The organism is Pseudomonas sp. P1_F7, assembly GCF_056405655.1.
This window is the reverse complement of sequence record NZ_JBFUBR010000014.1, coordinates 225,290-243,976: the sequence shown is the minus strand read 5'-3', so window position 1 is coordinate 243,976 and position 18,687 is coordinate 225,290. Positions and strand designations below refer to the sequence as shown.

The 18,687-nt window shown below is 60.8% G+C and carries 16 protein-coding genes, 1 pseudogene and 1 riboswitch; of the genes and pseudogenes, 11 read left to right on the top strand and 6 right to left on the bottom strand.

Going from position 1 to position 18,687, the window contains the following annotated elements; translation table 11 throughout:
- Positions 1-69 precede the first annotated feature (69 nt).
- The gene (tkt, locus tag AC1D1M_RS22135) at positions 70-2,067 is read right to left on the bottom strand and encodes a transketolase (protein ID WP_477777253.1); all 1,998 of its coding nucleotides are present in this window, start codon (positions 2,065-2,067) and stop codon (positions 70-72) included.
- 272 nt (positions 2,068-2,339) lie between these two features.
- Here tkt and AC1D1M_RS22130 point away from each other — a divergent pair, with 272 nt between their 5' ends.
- From AC1D1M_RS22130 to AC1D1M_RS22115, 4 genes are all read left to right on the top strand, one after another.
- Positions 2,340-3,335 carry an ArsR/SmtB family transcription factor gene (locus AC1D1M_RS22130; RefSeq protein ID WP_477777252.1) on the top strand — a complete coding sequence of 332 codons (996 nt, stop codon included), beginning with the start codon at positions 2,340-2,342 and terminating at the stop codon, positions 3,333-3,335.
- Between the two features lie 18 nt (positions 3,336-3,353).
- Positions 3,354-4,544, top strand: a complete 1,191-nt coding sequence (gene metK, locus AC1D1M_RS22125; protein ID WP_008050251.1) for a methionine adenosyltransferase — start codon at positions 3,354-3,356, stop codon at positions 4,542-4,544.
- Between the two features lie 208 nt (positions 4,545-4,752).
- On the top strand, positions 4,753-6,432 hold the full coding sequence (gene ligB / locus AC1D1M_RS22120) for an NAD-dependent DNA ligase LigB (protein WP_477777251.1): 1,680 nt from the start codon (positions 4,753-4,755) through the stop codon (positions 6,430-6,432).
- 97 nt (positions 6,433-6,529) lie between these two features.
- On the top strand, positions 6,530-6,925 hold the full coding sequence (locus AC1D1M_RS22115; protein WP_477777250.1) for a DUF1090 domain-containing protein: 396 nt from the start codon (positions 6,530-6,532) through the stop codon (positions 6,923-6,925).
- Positions 6,926-7,001: 76 nt separating this feature from the next.
- Here AC1D1M_RS22115 and AC1D1M_RS22110 read toward each other — a convergent pair whose 3' ends face one another.
- The gene (locus tag AC1D1M_RS22110; protein ID WP_477777249.1) at positions 7,002-7,451 is read right to left on the bottom strand and encodes a c-type cytochrome; all 450 of its coding nucleotides are present in this window, start codon (positions 7,449-7,451) and stop codon (positions 7,002-7,004) included.
- 128 nt (positions 7,452-7,579) lie between these two features.
- Between AC1D1M_RS22110 and mltA the strand changes: the two genes are divergently transcribed.
- Positions 7,580-8,764 (top strand): murein transglycosylase A, encoded by a 1,185-nt coding sequence (gene mltA / locus AC1D1M_RS22105; RefSeq protein ID WP_477777248.1) that lies wholly within the window; start codon positions 7,580-7,582, stop codon positions 8,762-8,764.
- A 118-nt stretch (positions 8,765-8,882) separates the two neighbouring features.
- Here mltA and AC1D1M_RS22100 read toward each other — a convergent pair whose 3' ends face one another.
- Both AC1D1M_RS22100 and AC1D1M_RS22095 read right to left on the bottom strand, forming a co-directional pair.
- Positions 8,883-9,266, bottom strand: coding sequence for an MAPEG family protein (locus AC1D1M_RS22100; protein ID WP_477777247.1), 384 nt, complete (start codon positions 9,264-9,266; stop codon positions 8,883-8,885).
- Positions 9,267-9,315: 49 nt separating this feature from the next.
- Positions 9,316-10,149, bottom strand: coding sequence for an EamA family transporter (locus tag AC1D1M_RS22095; RefSeq protein ID WP_223465283.1), 834 nt, complete (start codon positions 10,147-10,149; stop codon positions 9,316-9,318).
- 20 nt (positions 10,150-10,169) lie between these two features.
- On the opposite strand from AC1D1M_RS22095, the pseudogene AC1D1M_RS22090 reads away from it, so the two are divergent.
- Both AC1D1M_RS22090 and AC1D1M_RS22085 read left to right on the top strand, forming a co-directional pair.
- A pseudogene (locus tag AC1D1M_RS22090) lies at positions 10,170-10,283 on the top strand (outer membrane lipoprotein carrier protein LolA); the annotation flags it as partial.
- 180 nt (positions 10,284-10,463) lie between these two features.
- Positions 10,464-11,633, top strand: coding sequence for an MFS transporter (locus AC1D1M_RS22085; RefSeq protein ID WP_477777246.1), 1,170 nt, complete (start codon positions 10,464-10,466; stop codon positions 11,631-11,633).
- A gap of 43 nt (positions 11,634-11,676) precedes the next feature.
- Here the strand turns inward: AC1D1M_RS22085 and AC1D1M_RS22080 are convergent, their stop codons facing one another.
- Positions 11,677-12,081, bottom strand: coding sequence for an acyl-CoA thioesterase (locus AC1D1M_RS22080; RefSeq protein ID WP_007981658.1), 405 nt, complete (start codon positions 12,079-12,081; stop codon positions 11,677-11,679).
- A 198-nt stretch (positions 12,082-12,279) separates the two neighbouring features.
- Positions 12,280-12,379: riboswitch (S-adenosyl-L-homocysteine riboswitch) on the top strand.
- 23 nt (positions 12,380-12,402) lie between these two features.
- Here AC1D1M_RS22080 and ahcY point away from each other — a divergent pair.
- The 4 genes from ahcY (at position 12,403) to AC1D1M_RS22060 (ending at position 17,917) form a co-directional block, all read left to right on the top strand.
- On the top strand, positions 12,403-13,812 hold the full coding sequence (gene ahcY / locus AC1D1M_RS22075; protein WP_477777245.1) for an adenosylhomocysteinase: 1,410 nt from the start codon (positions 12,403-12,405) through the stop codon (positions 13,810-13,812).
- 156 nt (positions 13,813-13,968) lie between these two features.
- Positions 13,969-14,814, top strand: a complete 846-nt coding sequence (gene metF / locus AC1D1M_RS22070; protein ID WP_108229597.1) for a methylenetetrahydrofolate reductase [NAD(P)H] — start codon at positions 13,969-13,971, stop codon at positions 14,812-14,814.
- 192 nt (positions 14,815-15,006) lie between these two features.
- Positions 15,007-15,822 carry a substrate-binding periplasmic protein gene (locus AC1D1M_RS22065; RefSeq protein WP_477777244.1) on the top strand — a complete coding sequence of 272 codons (816 nt, stop codon included), beginning with the start codon at positions 15,007-15,009 and terminating at the stop codon, positions 15,820-15,822.
- 223 nt (positions 15,823-16,045) lie between these two features.
- The gene (locus AC1D1M_RS22060) at positions 16,046-17,917 is read left to right on the top strand and encodes a DEAD/DEAH box helicase (RefSeq protein WP_477777243.1); all 1,872 of its coding nucleotides are present in this window, start codon (positions 16,046-16,048) and stop codon (positions 17,915-17,917) included.
- 149 nt (positions 17,918-18,066) lie between these two features.
- On the opposite strand, the gene AC1D1M_RS22055 is transcribed toward AC1D1M_RS22060, so the two are convergent.
- Positions 18,067-18,660, bottom strand: coding sequence for a YceI family protein (locus AC1D1M_RS22055; RefSeq protein WP_477777242.1), 594 nt, complete (start codon positions 18,658-18,660; stop codon positions 18,067-18,069).
- Between the last annotated feature and the right edge of the window lie 27 nt (positions 18,661-18,687).

The following is an 18,687-nucleotide window of genomic DNA, read 5'->3' as shown; positions in this document are numbered from 1 at the left end:
GTATGCACCGTCCATGTGGGAGCGAGCTTGCTCGCGATAGCGTCAGTTCAGACAACCCGATTTCCGGACTTAGTCTTCCAGCAGCTCTTCAGCCTGCCCCAGGATGTTTTCCAGGGTGAAGCCGAACTCTTCGAACAAGGCCGACGCAGGCGCCGACTCGCCGTAGGTGGTCATGCCGATCACGCGGCCTTCCAGGCCCACGTATTTGTACCAGTAGTCCGCATGGGAAGCCTCGATGGCGATACGGGCGCTGACCTGCAACGGCAGGACCGATTGCTTGTAGCCGGCTTCCTGGGCATCAAACACGCTAGTGCACGGCATGGAAACCACACGTACCTTGCGGCCCTGCTCGGTCAGTTTGTCGAAGGCTTGAACAGCCAGACCAACTTCGGAACCAGTGGCAATCAGGATCAGCTCAGGCTCGCCTGCGCAGTCCTTCAGTACATAACCACCACGGCTGATGTCGGCGATCTGGCCGGCATCACGGGTTTGGTGCTGCAGGTTCTGACGCGAGAAGATCAGGGCCGAAGGACCGTCCTTGCGCTCCAGTGCGTATTTCCAGCTCACTGCCGATTCAACGGCGTCGGCTGGGCGCCAGGTATCGAGGTTCGGGGTGCAGCGCAGGCTGGCCAGTTGCTCGATTGGCTGGTGAGTCGGGCCGTCTTCGCCCAGACCGATGGAGTCGTGGGTGTAGACGTGGATCACACGCTGCTTCATCAGGGCCGACATGCGCACTGCGTTGCGGGCGTATTCCATGAACATCAGGAAGGTCGCGCCGTAAGGCACCAGGCCGCCGTGCAGGGCAACGCCGTTCATGATCGCGGTCATGCCGAACTCGCGCACGCCGTAGTACATGTAGTTGCCGCTGGCGTCTTCGGCGGTGACGCCTTTGCAACCTTTCCACAGGGTCAGGTTGGAACCGGCCAGGTCAGCCGAACCGCCGAGGAACTCAGGCAGCAACGGGCCGAACGCGTTCAGGGCATTCTGGCTGGCTTTACGGCTGGCGATGGTTTCGCCCTTGGCCGCCACTTCGGCGATGTAGGCCGAGGCTTTTTCGCTGAAGTCTGCTGGCAGGTCACCGCTCAGACGACGCACCAGTTCGCTGGCTTCAGTCGGGAACGCGGCGGAGTAGGCAGCGAAACGCTGATCCCACTCGGCTTCCACGGCGCGACCGGCTTCCTTGGCGTCCCACTCGGCGTAGATATCGGCCGGGATTTCGAACGGGCCGTGATTCCATTTCAGCGCCGCACGGGTCAGGGCGATTTCCGCGTCACCCAGCGGGGCGCCGTGGCAATCTTCCTTGCCTTGCTTGTTCGGCGAACCGAAACCGATGGTGGTCTTGCAGCAGATCAGGGTTGGCTGCTCGCTTTTGCGTGCAGTGTCGATCGCGGTCTTGATCTCTTCCGGATCGTGACCGTCGACATTGCGAATCACTTGCCAGTTGTAGGACTCAAAACGCTTCGGCGTGTCATCGGTGAACCAGCCTTCGACTTCGCCATCGATGGAGATGCCGTTGTCATCGTAGAAAGCGATCAGTTTACCCAGGCCCAGGGTACCGGCCAGGGAAGCGACTTCGTGGGAAATGCCTTCCATCATGCAGCCATCACCCAGGAACACATAGGTGTGGTGGTCGACGATGTTGTGGCCAGGACGGTTGAACTGCGCTGCCATGACTTTTTCAGCCAAGGCAAAACCCACGGCGTTGGCCAGGCCCTGGCCCAGTGGACCGGTGGTGGTTTCTACGCCTGGGGTGTAGCCGAGTTCCGGGTGGCCCGGGGTGCGGCTGTGCAGTTGACGGAACTGCTTCAGGTCGTCGATCGACAGGTCGTAGCCGGTCAGGTGCAGCAACGAGTAGATCAACATCGAGCCGTGGCCGTTGGACAGCACGAAGCGGTCACGGTCGGCGAACGATGGATTGCTCGGGTTGTGCTTGAGGTAGTCGCGCCAAAGTACCTCGGCGATATCCGCCATACCCATCGGGGCACCGGGATGGCCGCTGTTGGCTTTTTGCACGGCATCCATGCTGAGGGCACGAATGGCGTTGGCACGCTCACGACGGCTAGGCATCGCTGTTCTCCTGGGATTCTGAAACAAGAGTGAGTAAATCGAAACGGAAAAAAGGCGAGCATTTTCCCTCACCCGGACGCCTCGGGGCAATGACAGATAGTCATCTGAAGGCGTTTTTCCAATGGATAACGGCGGTTTCGGTTGATGAATCCTTTCCGCCGTCCGTTTGTTGACTGAAGCTAACGCCGAGAAGTGCCATCTATCGAGCAATATCAAAACTTTTTGATATTGCTCTTGCGATGCATTCGACCCATGACTAGACTGCCGGCCTTATGAATTTACGCGTGCCCTCCATTCAACATGACGATTGCGATGAGCTGGCGGCCTTGTGCAAGGCTGGCGGCGATCCCCTGCGGTTGAATGTTTTGCGCGCGCTGGCCAACGACTCGTTCGGCGTGCTGGAACTGGCGCAGATCTTCGGCATCGGCCAGTCAGGTATGAGCCACCACCTCAAGGTACTGGCCCAGGCCGACCTGGTGGCGACGCGCCGCGAAGGCAACGCGATTTTCTACCGCCGCGCCCTGCCCCACACCGAACTGCTGGGCGGCAAACTGCACGCAGCCCTGCTCGAAGAAGTGGACAACCTGACGCTGCCGACCGACGTACAGTCGCGCATCGCCCAGGTCCATGGGCAACGCGCGGCCGCCAGCCAGGACTTTTTCTCACGGGTGGCGGAGAAGTTTCGCGCCCAGCAAGACTTGATCGCCGGCCTGCCGCAGTACCGCGAAAGCGTGGTGGCCCTGCTCGACAAGTTGAGCTTCGACAAAGATGCCACGGCCATTGAAGTCGGCCCCGGCGATGGCGCATTCCTGCCGGAACTGGCGCGCCGCTTCTCGCAAGTCACGGCGCTGGATAACAGCACCGCGATGCTCGAACTGGCGCGCCAGGTCTGCGAACGCGACAAGCTGACTAACGTTAGCCTGCAACTGGCCGATGCATTGAACGGCGTCAGCCTCAAGGCCGATTGCGTGGTACTGAACATGGTGCTGCACCATTTTGCCGCGCCGGCCGATGCGCTCAAGCACATGGCCCACTTGCTGCAACCAGGCGGTAGCCTGTTAGTGACAGAGTTATGTAGCCACAACCAGAGTTGGGCCAAGGAGGCCTGCGGTGATCTCTGGTTGGGGTTTGAACAGGACGATTTGGCCCGTTGGGCCACCGCTGCGGGACTCGTTCCCGGGGAAAGCCTCTATGTAGGCTTACGTAATGGTTTCCAGATCCAGGTCCGCCATTTTCAGCGGCCGGCTGGCGACACTCACCATCGGTAATTTCAGGAAAACATCGAGATGAGCGAATACTCCCTTTTCACCTCCGAGTCCGTGTCTGAAGGGCATCCGGACAAAATCGCCGACCAGATTTCTGATGCGGTGCTGGACGCCATCATTGCTGAAGACAAGTTCGCCCGTGTGGCGTGCGAGACTCTGGTGAAAACGGGCGTGGCGATCATCGCCGGCGAAGTCACCACTTCGGCCTGGGTTGACCTCGAGCAGATCGTTCGTGACGTGATCACCAACATCGGCTACACCAGTTCCGACGTTGGCTTCGACGGCGCGACCTGCGGCGTGATGAACATCATCGGCAAGCAGTCCCCTGACATCAACCAGGGTGTCGACCGTGCCAAGCCTGAAGATCAGGGCGCCGGCGACCAGGGCCTGATGTTCGGCTACGCCAGCAATGAAACCGACGTGCTGATGCCAGCACCGATCACCTTCTCGCACCAACTGGTGCAGCGCCAGGCCGAAGCCCGCAAGTCCGGCCTGCTGCCGTGGCTGCGTCCGGACGCCAAGTCGCAAGTGACCTGCCGCTACGAAAACGGCAAGGTAGTCGGTATCGACGCCGTCGTTCTGTCGACCCAGCACAACCCGGAAGTGTCGTACAACGACCTGCGCGAAGGCGTGATGGAGCTGATCGTCAAGCACGTGCTGCCTGCCGAACTGCTGTCCAAGGACACCCAGTTCCACATCAACCCGACCGGCCAGTTCATCATCGGCGGCCCGGTGGGTGACTGCGGCCTGACCGGTCGCAAGATCATCGTCGACAGCTACGGCGGCATGGCCCGTCACGGTGGTGGCGCGTTCTCCGGTAAAGACCCATCGAAGGTTGACCGTTCAGCGGCCTACGCCGGTCGTTACGTGGCCAAGAACATCGTTGCCGCCGGCCTGGCCGAGCGCTGCGAGATTCAGGTGTCCTACGCCATCGGCGTTGCTCAACCGACTTCGATCTCGCTGAACACCTTCGGTACCGGCAAGATCAGCGATGACAAGATCGTCAAACTGGTCCGCGAAGTGTTCGACCTGCGTCCATACGCGATCACCACCATGCTCGACCTGCTGCACCCGATGTATCAGGAAACCGCAGCGTACGGCCACTTCGGTCGCACCCCGGCGACCAAGACCGTTGGTGACGACACCTTCACCACGTTCACCTGGGAAAAAACCGACCGCGCCGACGCTCTGCGTTCTGCTGCCGGCCTGTAAGGTTTCCCCGCAACACCCGAAGCCCCGCACGGTTCGCGCCTTGCGGGGCTTTTTATTTGGATTCGCTTTACACCGCGTCGCGGCCTTCGCGGGCAAGCCCGCGAAAAGGCCTGCCCTGTCACCAGAAACACTCGGTAAAAACCCCGCCCGCTATGCCAACCGATACTGACCTAGCCTTCACGCACCTCACCGAGCAAGGACGCTCAAGATGCTTCCCGACCTGCGCCTGTTTTTCGTCTTTCTACTGACCTTTGCCTACCTGACCGCCAGTGCCGCCGAGTGCCCGGGCTGGCCATCCGAACGCGCCCTGAACGAAGTCGGCAAACTGCAACAGCAAATCGACTTCTGGGACGACAGCTATCACCGCCAGGGACGCTCACTGGTCGCCGATGAACTCTACGACCAGTCCCGCACGCGACTCACCCAATGGCGCCACTGCTTCAACCTGAGCCCGTCCGCAGACCCCTTGCGCACTGCGCGCGGCACGCTGCCCCACCCCATCGCCCACACCGGTCTGGACAAACTGCACGATCGGCCCGCTGTCGAAAAATGGCTGCGTGACCGGGTGGACGTCTGGGCCCAGCCTAAAATCGATGGCGTGGCGGTGACTCTGGTTTACCGCAATGGTCTGTTGGCCCAGGCCATCAGCCGCGGCGACGGCGAGAGCGGTCAGGACTGGACGGCTCCGGCACGACAGATTCCGGCCATCCCGCAACGGCTATCGCAGGCCCGGGACTTGCTCGTGCAAGGCGAACTGTATTGGCGCCTGACCGATCATGTGCAGGTCCGGGCCGGCAGCCTCAATGCTCGTGCCTCCGTGGCCGGCCTGATGGCGCGCAAGGTCTTGAGCGCCGAACAGGCCGCCGGCATCGGCCTGTTTGTCTGGGACTGGCCCCAAGGGCCGGCGAGCGTGCCCGAGCGTGCGGCGGCGCTGACTGCGCTGGGCTTCCCGAGTACCACGGCATACAGCCAGCCCATTGCCTCCGTCATTGATGCCGAACGCTGGCGCGAACACTGGTATCGCTCCGCCCTGCCCTTTGCCAGCGACGGCATCGTCCTGCGCCAGAACCAGCGCCCAGCCGCCGAACGCTGGCAGGCCAAGTCACCCTACTGGGCCATCGCCTGGAAATACCCCTTCGCCCAGGCACTGGCCGAAGTCCGCCAGGTTCACTTCAAAATCGGCCGGACCGGGCGGATAACTCCGGTACTTGAACTGACCCCGGTGAAGCTCGATGACCGGCAGATCAAACACGTCAGCGTCGGTTCGTTGCAACGCTGGCAGGCGCTGGACATACGCCCGGGTGATCAGGTTGCCATCAGCCTGGCCGGGCTGACCATTCCCAGGCTCGATCGCGTTGTATTGCGCAGCAGCGAACGCGCCGAATTGAACGCGCCGCAGGCAGCGGACTTTCATTTATTGAGTTGCTGGCAACCGACTCCGGGCTGTGAGAGCCAGTTTCTCGCGCGCCTGACCTGGCTCAGCAGCAAGCAGGGTCTGGCGCTGCCCAATGTAGGTCCGGGGACTTGGGAAAAACTTCTTTCAACAGGTCACCTGAACGGTCTGCTGGATTGGTTGACCCTCGATACCCAAGAGCTTGCTACCATTGACGGTTTCGGCGAGCGCAGCGCGGCTCGCCTTGCAGACAGCTTCAACCGAGCCCGGCAACGCCCGTTCGCGCACTGGCTGAAAGCCCTGGGATTGCCACCGACAGGCCAGGCGCATCTCGGCGATTCATGGCAGGCACTGGCGCAGCGAGACATCCAACAATGGCAGGCCGAGGCCGGTATCGGGCCAGGACGCGCAGCGCAACTGAACGCCTTTTTCCGCGATCCGCAGGTCCTGGCCTTAAGTGAAACATTACGTGATGCGGGGATTGACGGCTTTTAGGGGTCAGCCTTGCGCCCAGCGGGAACCCCAAGGGGACCGCCGGGCTCCAACAAGCCATTGCCACACCGGCCCGCTTGTCTTCTTACATGGAGCTTTTATGAAATTTCTTTCACCGCTCGTCCTGTTGGCCCTTTGCAGCGTGCTGGCCACCCCGTTGATGGCGGACGAGGAAGCGCCGGGGCTGACCGGTTGCGCCGCCAAGAAGCAAGGTATCGTCAACCAGATCGAATTGGCCAAGGTCCACGGCAACGCCGACCAGCAGGCCGGCCTGGAAAAAGCCCTGAGCGAAGTCGAAGCGAACTGCACCGATGCCTCGCTGAAGAAAGAACGGGAAAACAAGGTGCTCGACGCCAGGCACGAAGTCAGCAAGCGTCAGGCGGACCTCGACAAGGCCATGAGCAAAGGCGACTCCGACAAGATCAACAAACGCAAAGACAAACTCGCCGATGCCCGCAAGGAATTGCAGAACGCGTTGGATGAGCTGGATAAGTAAACAAGCAACACCCAAGGCTAACCGTGGCGAGGGAGCTTGCTCCCCCGCCACAACAGCAGACCGTCGCAGCCGAGAGTCAATGATCCCGAAACGCCTTATGACACGCACTGCATGCATCTTCGACTTTCTGCACCGATGGCCCCAGGTTGCTGGCCTTGTAGGGTTGAACCTGGCTGGCGATCACCAATTCACCGGTGGCGGATTCAAGGTCACGGGCCATGGACTGGAAGCGCGCCTGCTGCTCCCAGACATCGCTCTTGGCGCTGGTGTGATCTTCTTCGCGAACCTGCGGAAAGTGTTGCCACGGCTCACGGGACAGCGCATCGAGTTTCACCGAGCCCTCGGCGAACTTCGGGCCATCGAACGGAATGCGCCCACGCAGCATGCCGCCCAGGTCTTCGCCAGTCTTGAGCATCTGCTTGAAAATGGCCTTGCGCTGGCCGAGCGGCGAGTTGGGGTCGACTCCGCCACAAGCGGACAACGTCAGGCAGGCCAGCAATACAACAGAAAGTCTTTTAAGAGTCATGGTGGCTTCAGGTCACGGGAAACGGCGGCCAGTATCCTCGCGTCATCGGCAAAGACCAATAGCCCTATTATCAATAAGGGTTGCCTGAGCGCATGGAGCGCTCAGGCAACCAGCAAAGGAATCACTCCATGAACAGCCGTTTCAAGGCATGGCGTCACAGCCTGGCCTGGACCCTGCCGATGGTGGCCCTGCTCACAGGCTGCACTGGTGGCGACAACAAACAACCGAAAACCCACGCCCTGGCCACTTACTCCAGCGCCACATGGGAAGCACTGCCGGCGGTGTCAGACAACGACCTGCTCGCCGGCTTCGGCTCGTGGCGTAGCGCCTGTACCCGACTCAAGGCCGACCCGGTCTGGGGTGGCACCTGCGCAGCGGCTGCCAACGTGCCGCAAACCGCCAGCGACATTCGCGGTTTTCTCAAACAGAACCTCGATGTCTTTGGCCTGCGCGCTGCCAATGACAACCCCAACGGCTTGATCACCGGCTACTACGAACCGGTCTATCCCGGGAGCCTGACCCAGACCAGCGCTGCCAATGTCCCGGTCTATGGCGTCCCCGAGGACATGATCATCGTCGCCCTCGACAGCATTTACCCGGAACTCAAGGGTAAACGCCTGCGCGGTCGACTCGAAGGTCGTGTGCTCAAGCCGTACGACGATGCGGCAGCCATCGAAAGCAAAGGGGTCAAGGCGCCAGTCGTGGCCTGGCTGACCGATCCGATGAACCTGCAGTTCCTGCAAATCCAGGGTTCGGGTCGTATCCAGCTCGACAATGGTCGTCAGTTGCGTATTGCTTACGCCGATCAGAACGGCCATCCGTATCGACCGATCGGCCGCTGGCTGGTGGAACAGGGCGAACTGAAAAAAGAAGACGTGACCATGGGCGCCATCAGCACCTGGGCCAAGGCCAATCCGTCGCGGATTCCCGAACTGCTCGGCAGCAACCCCAGTTACGTGTTCTTCACCCGTAACCCGGACAGTAACGAAGGCCCGCGCGGTTCGCTGAACGTACCGTTGACCGCCGGTTACAGCGCGGCCGTGGATCGCAAGGTGATTCCGCTAGGTAGCCTGTTGTGGCTCTCCACCACCAAACCGGACGGTACCTCGCTGGTTCGCCCGGTAGCCGCACAGGACACCGGCGGCGCCATTGCCGGCGAGGTTCGGGCGGATCTGTTCTGGGGCACTGGCGATGCGGCCGGGCAACTGGCCGGGGACATGAAACAACAGGGGCAGATCTGGATGCTTTGGCCCAAAGGTGCTGCGCTGCCACAAGTACCGCAGGTGGCGGATGCCGAGAAGACCAAGCCCTGAGGCGAGTGCTGACCGTTAGATAGCTTTCGCGAGCAGGCTCGCTCCCACAGAAGACATGCGTTCCAATGTGGGAGCGAGCCTGCTCGCGATGAGGCCGCTAAAAACCCCTGGGGATCTTTCAGACCGACACCACAAAAAAACTCACGATCAACGCCATTCCCACGAACCACACCAGCGACCGCAGCGTCGCCCAGTCCGCCAGGTAGCAAATGATGTAGAGCAGGCGACTGGTGATGAACAGCACGGCCAGCACATTGATCGTCACCAGTTCGGCATTGCCTGCCAGGTGCGCCACGATCACCGCCGCGGCGAACGCCGGGATCACTTCGAAACTGTTCAGTTGCGCCGAGTGCGCCCGTCTGCCCAAGCCTTCCAGAGAGTCGAGAAAATCCCGAGGGTCATGATTGTCTTTCAGCCTGAACCCGCCACTGATCTTGGCGACCCACGTACACACATACGACAGGAGAATCGCGATCAAAATGCACCACAGAGCAACCGTCATTACGCAGTCCCTTCTTCAAGTTGTAGAAAATCGAATCCATCAACGGCGATCAAAACTTCATCACCAGTATGCCGATCAGCACCAGCCCACAGGCTAAGAGGCGCGGCCCGCCAAAAGGTTCTTTCAGGTAACGCATACCAAACAGCACCACCAGAATCACACTGATCTCGCGCAGCGCTGCGGCCTCGGCAATCGAACCCAACTGCATCGCCCACAGCACCAAAGCGTAGCTGAACAACACGCAGAACCCGACTGCCAGGCCCAGCCGCCACTGCTCGCGCCAGAACAACATGAACGCGGGTCGTTTGCGCACCAACGCCAACAACGGAAACGGCCAGGCACTGAGCAAGGTGACCCAGACCAGGTAATCCAGTGGATGGGACCAGCGCCGCAATGCCTGACCGTCGATGTAGGTATAGCAACCGATGCACAGGCCGATCAGTGCCACCACCGGTAGCATCGACCATGGAAGGCGCGCTCCGCCGCCGCCCTGCCAGAGCAGGCACAACATGCCGAACGGGATCAGCAGGATTCCGAAAATCTGCTGATGAGTCAGTACTTCCCCGGCAAAGATCAGCGTCAGCGCCAGCACCACCAACGGTGACAGGCCGCGCATCAATGGATAGACCAGCCCGAGGTCGCCGACCCGATAGGCCTGGATCAGCAGATAGCGATAGAGCAATTCGAACGCCGCCGATGCCAGGATCCACGGCCAGATCTCCAGCGGCGGCACGCTCAGGAACGGCAACATCAGCGCGACAAAGAGCAGCGCCACGCTGTCCATGCAGGCCACCACCAACAGGCGCTCCGCACTGAACTTGATCAGGGTATTCCACGCCGCATGCAACAGCGCCGCCACCAACACCAACGCCGTCGCAAGCACGGCCTACTCCTTGTTTTGTCTTGCCCCCTGTAGGAGCGAGCTTGCTCGCGAAGGTCGTCAACGATGACGCGCGCATCCTGGATAAACGCGGCATGTTTGAGTTTTTCGCGAGCAAGCTCGCTCCTACAGTATTCAGGCAGAGAATTGATTCGCCATATGTCAGTGGCTGTTTATACTGCAAGCGACCACGCCGCACTCAGTTGCGCACAGACTAATTCCAATAAAAATCCTGCCCGGCCCGCTCTCGTCGAGAACGGTCGTCGGCCTGCGTACGCCTGATCACAGCGTCAAGACTACCGACAGAGACCTTGCGCATGCCACTCGCTTTGCTTGCCCTCGCTGTTGCCGCGTTCGGCATCGGCACCACAGAATTCGTCATCATGGGCCTGCTGCCCGATGTCGCCCGCGACCTCAGCGTGAGCATTCCCGATGCCGGATTGCTGATCACCGGCTACGCCCTGGGCGTGGTGTTCGGCGCTCCGATCCTCGCCGTCGGCACCGCCAACATGCCGCGCAAGGCCACACTGTTGGGCATGACGCTGATGTTCATCCTCGGCAACATGCTCTGCGCGCTGGCGCCGAACTACGCCACGCTGATGGCCGCGCGAGTGATCACGGCACTGTGCCACGGCGCATTTTTCGGCATCGGTTCGGTGGTGGCCGCCGGGCTGGTGGCACCCAACAAGCGGGCTCAGGCGATTGCCATGATGTTCACCGGTCTGACCCTGGCCAACGTGCTCGGTGTGCCACTGGGCACCGCACTCGGGCAATACGCCGGTTGGCGCTCGACCTTCTGGGCGGTGTCGGTGATCGGTGTGCTGGCGGCCATTGCGCAGTGGGTCTGGCTGCCGAAAAACATCGCGATGGACAAAGCCAACCTGGCCAGCGAGTTCAAGGTACTGGGCAAGGCCAACGTACTGCTGGCCCTGGGCATGAGTGTGCTGGCCTCGACCAGCCTGTTCAGTGTGTTCACTTACATTGCGCCGATCCTGCAGGACATCACCGGCGTCAGCCCCCACGGCGTCACCCTCATGCTGCTGTTATTCGGCGTGGGCCTGACCGCCGGCAGCATGCTCGGTGGTCGTCTGGCGGACAGCCGCTTGCTGCCTTCGCTGGCGGGCATGGCGCTGGCGGTGCTGGTGGTGCTGGCGGCTTTCACGCAAACCAGCCATTCGGTGATCCCGGCGGCAATCACGCTGGTGCTGTGGGGGACGTTCGCCTTTGCGCTGTGCCCGATCCTGCAACTGCTGATCATCGATCAGGCCTTTGAGGCGCCGAACCTGGGTTCGACCTTGAACCAGAGCGCCTTCAACCTCGGCAACGCCGCCGGAGCCTGGATCGGCGGCCTGGTGGTGGCCAGCGGCGCGGACCTGGCGGACTTACCGTGGACCGGTGCGCTGGTCAGCGGGCTGACCGTGTTGACTGCACTGTTCTTCATCTATCGCCAGCGTCGCGGTGCGGCTGCGCTTGATGTGGCGGGCTGAGCATCAACTTGATTGTATGCTCGCGAAGGGGGCACCACCGATCTCACTGAACGGCGTCATCATCCTTGAACTGGTCCTTGACGTACTTGATCTCGGTCCGGCCGTGAGGTGCCGGCAAGCCGTCTTCACCGAGGTTCACGAAAACCATTTTCTCGACGGTGAGGATGCTCTTGCGGGTGATCTTGTTGCGCACTTCGCATGTCAGGGTGATCGAGGTGCGGCCAAATTCGGTAGCCGTGATGCCCAGTTCGATGATGTCGCCCTGGCGCGAGGCGCTGACGAAGTTGATTTCGGAAATGTACTTGGTCACTACGCGCTGATTACCTAACTGGACGATGGCGTAGATCGCCGCCTCTTCGTCGATCCAGCGCAGAAGGCTGCCACCGAACAACGTACCGTTGGGGTTGAGGTCTTCGGGTTTTACCCATTTGCGGGTGTGGAAATTCATATTCACTCCTGACCATCTTGCCGATTGATGCCCGGCATCATGGCAGAGCCCGGGCTAGAGCTCTATTAAGCATCGACTATGGTCTCGATTACCGTTCGGACATTGACCAACAGAAACACTTTGGAAGATCAGCATAGCCCGCTATAATCGCCTCCGTTTCAAAACGGTCATCATCGCTTGATACCGTTTTCCCGCCACCTGTCCGAGGGGCGCTGCAGCAGGTTCGACCTGTCAGGCTCGGATGGGGCGTTGCCTGGCCTTAAGCCAGACACTAAACGCACAACGGCGCCCATTCGCATACATTACGAATGGAGGCTCTTCATGAGCGCTGTCAACACGCCTGCAGATTTTACCGACTACAAAGTCGCCGACATGTCCCTGGCTGCCTGGGGCCGTCGCGAAACCATCATCGCCGAATCCGAAATGCCAGCCCTGATGGGTCTGCGTCGCAAGTACTCCGAAGAGCAACCGCTCAAGGGCGCGAAGATCCTCGGCTGCATCCACATGACCATTCAGACTGCCGTGCTGATCGAAACCCTGGTTGCCCTGGGTGCCGAAGTGCGCTGGTCGTCCTGCAACATTTTCTCGACTCAGGATCAGGCCGCTGCTTCCATCGCCGCTGCCGGCATCCCGGTTTTCGCCTGGAAAGGCGAGACTGAACAAGAGTACGAGTGGTGCCTGGAGCAGACCATCCTGAAAGATGGCGCGCCTTGGGACGCCAACATGATCCTCGACGACGGCGGCGACCTGACCGAACTGCTGCACAAGAAGTACCCAGCCGTTCTGGACCGCGTCCACGGCGTGACCGAAGAAACCACCACCGGCGTTCACCGCCTGCTGGACATGCTGGCCAAGGGCGAGCTGAAAATCCCGGCCATCAACGTCAACGACTCGGTGACCAAGAGCAAGAACGACAACAAGTACGGCTGCCGTCACAGCCTGAACGATGCGATCAAGCGCGGCACCGACCACCTGCTGTCCGGCAAGCAAGCGCTGGTCATCGGCTACGGTGACGTGGGCAAGGGCTCCGCTCAGTCCCTGCGTCAGGAAGGCATGATCGTCAAGGTTTCCGAAGTCGACCCGATCTGCGCCATGCAAGCCTGCATGGACGGTTTCGAACTGGTTTCGCCGTTCATCGACGGTATCAACAACGGTACCGAAGCAAGCATCGACAAGGCGCTGCTGGGCAAGATCGACCTGATCGTGACCACCACCGGCAACGTCAATGTTTGCGACTCGAACATGCTCAAAGCCCTGAAGAAGCGTGCTGTTGTCTGCAACATCGGCCACTTCGACAACGAAATCGACACCGCTTTCATGCGCAAGAACTGGGCATGGGAAGAAGTGAAGCCGCAGGTTCACAAGATCCACCGTACCGGCGCTGGCGATTTCGATCCGCACAACGACGACTACCTGATCCTGCTGGCCGAAGGCCGTCTGGTTAACCTGGGTAACGCAACCGGCCACCCGAGCCGCATCATGGACGGTTCGTTCGCCAACCAGGTTCTGGCTCAGATCTTCCTGTTCGGCCAGAAGTACGCCGACCTGTCGCCAGCCCAGAAAGCCGAGCGCCTGACCGTTGAAGTACTGCCGAAGAAACTCGACGAAGAAGTGGCCCTGGAAATGGTCCGCGGCTTCGGCGGCGTCGTGACTCAACTGACCAAGACCCAGGCCGACTACATCGGCGTGACCGTCGAAGGTCCGTTCAAGCCGCACGCTTATCGCTACTGATCGGTCGGCTCTTCCTGTGTAGGAGCGAGCTTGCTCGCGATGGACGTTAACGACAACGCGCGCTATCTGGCTAAACGCGTTGCCTGACGTTTTTCGCGAGCAAGCTCGCTCCTACAGGGGCCAGCGTCCGCCTTACGCGTTTTCAAGGGTATTCCCATGTCCCAAGATCGTCGCTACAGCTTCGAGTTCTTCCCTACGAAGACCGATGCTGGGCAAGAAAAGTTGCTCGCCACTGCTCGCCAGCTGGCCACCTACAACCCCGATTTCTTCTCCTGCACCTACGGCGCCGGCGGTTCGACCCGTGATCGCACGCTGAACACCGTGTTGCAGCTCGAAAGCGAAGTCAAAATCCCCGCCGCTCCGCACCTGTCCTGCGTGGGCGATAGCAAAGCTGACCTGCGCGGCCTGCTGGCCCAGTACAAGGCCGCCGGCATCAAGCGTATCGTCGCCCTGCGCGGTGACCTGCCTTCGGGTATGGGCATGGCCAGTGGTGAAATGCGCCACGCCAATGACCTGGTTGAATTCATTCGTGAAGAAACCGGTGATCATTTCCACATCGAAGTCGCCGCTTACCCGGAAATGCATCCGCAAGCGCGCAATTTCGAAGACGATGTTGCCAACTTCGTGCGCAAGGCCAACGCTGGCGCCGACAGTGCGATCACCCAGTACTTCTTCAACGCCGACTGCTACTTCTACTTCGTGGAACGCGTGCGGGCGCTGGGTGTGAACATCCCGATCGTGCCGGGCATCATGCCGATCACCAACTACAGCAAGCTGGCGCGCTTCTCCGATGCCTGCGGTGCGGAAATCCCGCGCTGGATCCGCAAGCAACTGGAAGCCTACGGCGACGACACCCAGAGCATTCAGCGCTTTGGCGAACAGGTCATCACCGAGATGTGCGAACAACTGCTGCAGGGCGGCGCTCCAGGGCTGCACTTCTACACGCTGAACCAGGCTGAAGCGAGCCTGGCGGTGTGGAAAAACCTGAAGTTGCCGCGTTAAAAGTCGTTAAAGCACGATTAAAAGATCGCAGCCTGCGGCAGCTCCTACAACGGAAAGTTTAATCCCGTAGGAGCTGCCGCAGGCTGCGATCTTTTGCTTTCAGCGCACTATTAATGTGCGGCAATCCACGGAGTTAGAGCATCTGCGGTCAGTTTCTGGCTCTTTCCGGTTTCTCGTCGTAATCTCAAGCCCATGCCTTTGATCACGCAGTTAGTCGCCGCGCTTGTCTTCACTTGCCTGAGCTTCGCCGCCCGGGGCGAGAAGCTGCGCATTGTCACGGAGCCGTGGGCGCCTTATGTGTACGAAGACAATGGCAAATCACTGGGCCTGGACTACGAAACCACCGCCATTGTCTTCAATCGCCTGGGTATCGAAGTGGAGTGGCAGTTCCTGCCATGGAAACGTTGCCTGTCGATGCTTGAAACCGGGCAAGCCGACGGCGCGCTGGACATCTTCCACAGCGACGAGCGTGATGCGACCCTGCTCTACCCCAGCGAACCACTGTCTGAAGTCCAGTTCGTGATGTTCTACGCCAATGACCGGCCCCATCCGTTTCGCACCCTTGATGACTTGCGCGGCCTGACCGTCGGCACCTCGCCGGGTTACCTGTATAGCAAGGATTTCAGCGATTCGACGCTGTTCACCCGCGAGCCGGCCCCCACCCATGAAGCCAACTTCGGCAAACTGGTGCGCGGGCGCATTGACCTGTTGATCACCGACCGCCGGGTCGGCCAGCATTTGCTCGATGAACTGGGCATCCGCGACAAGATCACCGAAAACCCCACGATCATCAGCCAGCAAAGCCAGTTTCTCGCGGTGCGGCGCAATGCGGGCATGGATCTGCTGGTGCAGCGTTTCGGCGCCGAACTCAAACGCTTCAAACGCGAGCCCGCCTACGCTGAACTGAGTGCCCGCTACGGCGCGGAACCGGCAGCCAACGTGAAGACTGAAAAGACCACGGCCGCCACGGAAAAAACCGTTGAGCAGCAGGAAAGCGGCGCGCAGTGATTGCTCTGTTATACTCCGGCCTTCCCGCCAGGCTCACGCCCGGACGCTCGGAATCGTTAAAGGCATCTCAACCCCGCTACTGCGCAGCTTTCAGCCCGCGCGAGCGCTTGCAGACGAGCCTTCGAGACCCAGCAGGACCGGACGGGATTGCGTCCTCTTAAACGCCATTCGCGCCAGGCAAGACTCCCATTGGGCCAAGCCCTAACTTAAAACAGGATTACTCATGTCCTTTGCTTCCCTCGGTCTCTCCGAGGCTTTAGTCCGCGCCATCGAGGCAGCGGGCTATACCGAGCCTACTCCGGTGCAACAGCGGGCCATTCCCGCCGTGTTGCAAGGTCGCGACCTGATGGTCGCGGCACAGACAGGTACTGGTAAAACCGGCGGTTTCGCCCTTCCGATCCTGGAGCGGTTGTTCCCCAACGGTCACCCGGACAAATCCCAGCGTCACGGCCCGCGCCAGCCACGCGTGCTGGTCCTGACCCCGACTCGCGAACTCGCCGCGCAAGTGCATGAAAGCTTCAAGGTCTATGCCCGTGACCTGAAGTTCGTCAGCGCCTGCATCTTCGGCGGTGTCGGCATGAACCCGCAGGTTCAGGCCATGGCCCGCGGCGTAGACGTGCTGGTGGCCTGCCCTGGCCGCCTGCTCGACCTGGCCGGCCAAGGCAGCGTCGACCTGTCCCACGTGGAAATCCTCGTGCTGGACGAAGCCGACCGCATGCTCGACATGGGTTTCGTCCATGACGTGAAGAAAGTGCTGGCGCGTCTGCCGGCCAAACGCCAGAACCTGCTGTTCTCGGCGACCTTCTCCAAGGACATCACCGACCTCGCCGGCAAGCTGCTGCACAACCCGGAACGTATCGAAGTCACGCCGCCGAACACCACGGTCGAGCGTATCGAACAGCGCGTATTCCGCCTGCCGGCCAGCCACAAGCGTTCGCTGCTGGCGCACCTGATCACCGCCGGCGCCTGGGAACAAGTGTTGGTGTTCACCCGCACCAAGCACGGCGCCAACCGCCTGGCCGAGTACCTGGACAAGCATGGCCTGAGCGCCGTCGCGATCCACGGCAACAAGAGCCAGAACGCCCGCACCAAAGCCCTGGCCGACTTCAAGGCTGGCACCGTGCGCATCCTGGTTGCCACCGACATCGCCGCTCGCGGTCTGGACATCGACCAGTTGCCACACGTGGTCAACTTCGAGCTGCCGAACGTCGATGAAGACTACGTGCACCGCATCGGCCGTACCGGCCGTGCCGGTCGTTCGGGCGAGGCGATTTCGCTGGTAGCCCCGGACGAAGAAAAACTGCTGAAAAGCATCGAACGCATGACCAGGCAGAAAATCGCCGACGGCGACCTGATGGGCTTCGATGCCAGCGCCGTGGAAGCCGAGAAACCAGAAGTGCGCGAGCGTCCGGACATGCGTAACCCGCGCAATCCACGTGGCCCGCGCGGCGACGGTCCGAACGGCAGCGGTGGCGGTGGCGGTCGCAAGGACAAAGGTAAAGACAAGGGCAAGGAAAAACCGGCCGGCGAACGCGGCGAGCGCCCTGCCCGTCAGCAAAAGCCCCGCGAAGGTACTCCGGCCCGTGAACAGCATCAGCCGAGCCAACAACCACGTGCCGCCGCTGATCGTGCCCCGGACGAGTTCCTGGACGACGATATCGATAACTTCGGTAACCGCGTCGACTACGTGCCGCAGCAAAAACCCGCTCAAGGCCGTGGTCGCCGTCCGGGTGCTCCGGCACAAGGCACCGCCGCCGGTTCGGGCGCTCCACGTTCCGGCAAACCACAAGGTCGCCAGAGCGGTCCGCGCAACAGCGATGGCGCCAGCACCGGCACTCCACCGGCCAAGCGCAATGGCCCTCGCAGTGGCGCACCGCGCGACGGCCAGGCCCGCCGCGAAGACTCGCGCAATCGCCGTCCGGCCCGTGACGACCAGCCGCGTTCGGAACCTGCCGTACAGAACCCGCGCGGTCCCGCGCCGAAGATCATGCACAAGGAGTCGAAGGCTGACCGCTTCCCGACACCTGAGCAGCTGGATCAACTGCCAAGCCGTCCTCGTGGTGAGAAACCAGCGCTGCTGACCCGCAATCGCTGAGTTATCGCCGCAATAAAAATGCCCCGGTTCGAAAGAGCCGGGGCATTTTTGTATGTGCTGCGAAGTGCTTTTGTAGGAGCTGTGGCGAAGCCTGCGATCTTTTGATCTTGAAAAGATCGCAGCCTGCGGCAGCTCCTACCGTCTCAGCATTACTTCGCTTTAACACCTTCAAACGTGATGTACAGATCGACGGCGTCGGACTGTGGACCCAAGTCCATCATCTTGCCGAAATCGGAACGCTTGATGCTGGTAGTACCCTCGAAGCCTGCACGGTAGCCGCCCCATGGATCCTTGCCTTCACCCAGGAAAGTGGCCTTGATCACGACTGGCTTGGTAACGCCAGCAATTGTCAGGTCGCCGGCCACGTCGGCCGTGTCTTTGCCAGCGGCGTTTTTACCGGTGGCTTTAACGCTGGTGGACACGAACGTGGCCTTAGGGAAATCAGCCACTTTCAGGAAGTCTTTGCTGGAGACGTGCTTGTCACGTTCGGCGTTGTTGGTGAAAACGCTGGCGGTGTTCACGTTGAACTCGATCTTGCTGTCTTCAGGCTTGGCAGCGTCGAAGCTGAACTTGCCGTCCATAGTCTTAAAGGTACCGGTAATGAAGCTGTAGCCCAGGTGGCTGATCTTGAAGTTGACGAAGGCGTGCTGGCCTGTTGTGTCTACAACGTAGTCAGCCGCCATCACGTTGGCGGACAGCAGAGCGGAGCCGATGGCCAGAGCGGCGAGAGTCTTTTTCAACATGCGTTGTTTTCCTTGGGAGTCGAGGTT

Coding starts and splice junctions, on each gene's coding strand:
- tkt (WP_477777253.1), bottom strand. CDS start 2,067: ATGCCTAGCCGTCGTGAGCGTGCCAACGCCATTCGTGCCCTCAGCATG.
- AC1D1M_RS22130 (WP_477777252.1), top strand. CDS start 2,340: ATGAATTTACGCGTGCCCTCCATTCAACATGACGATTGCGATGAGCTG.
- metK (WP_008050251.1), top strand. CDS start 3,354: ATGAGCGAATACTCCCTTTTCACCTCCGAGTCCGTGTCTGAAGGGCAT.
- ligB (WP_477777251.1), top strand. CDS start 4,753: ATGCTTCCCGACCTGCGCCTGTTTTTCGTCTTTCTACTGACCTTTGCC.
- AC1D1M_RS22115 (WP_477777250.1), top strand. CDS start 6,530: ATGAAATTTCTTTCACCGCTCGTCCTGTTGGCCCTTTGCAGCGTGCTG.
- AC1D1M_RS22110 (WP_477777249.1), bottom strand. CDS start 7,451: ATGACTCTTAAAAGACTTTCTGTTGTATTGCTGGCCTGCCTGACGTTG.
- mltA (WP_477777248.1), top strand. CDS start 7,580: ATGAACAGCCGTTTCAAGGCATGGCGTCACAGCCTGGCCTGGACCCTG.
- AC1D1M_RS22100 (WP_477777247.1), bottom strand. CDS start 9,266: ATGACGGTTGCTCTGTGGTGCATTTTGATCGCGATTCTCCTGTCGTAT.
- AC1D1M_RS22085 (WP_477777246.1), top strand. CDS start 10,464: ATGCCACTCGCTTTGCTTGCCCTCGCTGTTGCCGCGTTCGGCATCGGC.
- AC1D1M_RS22080 (WP_007981658.1), bottom strand. CDS start 12,081: ATGAATTTCCACACCCGCAAATGGGTAAAACCCGAAGACCTCAACCCC.
- ahcY (WP_477777245.1), top strand. CDS start 12,403: ATGAGCGCTGTCAACACGCCTGCAGATTTTACCGACTACAAAGTCGCC.
- metF (WP_108229597.1), top strand. CDS start 13,969: ATGTCCCAAGATCGTCGCTACAGCTTCGAGTTCTTCCCTACGAAGACC.
- AC1D1M_RS22065 (WP_477777244.1), top strand. CDS start 15,007: ATGCCTTTGATCACGCAGTTAGTCGCCGCGCTTGTCTTCACTTGCCTG.
- AC1D1M_RS22060 (WP_477777243.1), top strand. CDS start 16,046: ATGTCCTTTGCTTCCCTCGGTCTCTCCGAGGCTTTAGTCCGCGCCATC.
- AC1D1M_RS22055 (WP_477777242.1), bottom strand. CDS start 18,660: ATGTTGAAAAAGACTCTCGCCGCTCTGGCCATCGGCTCCGCTCTGCTG.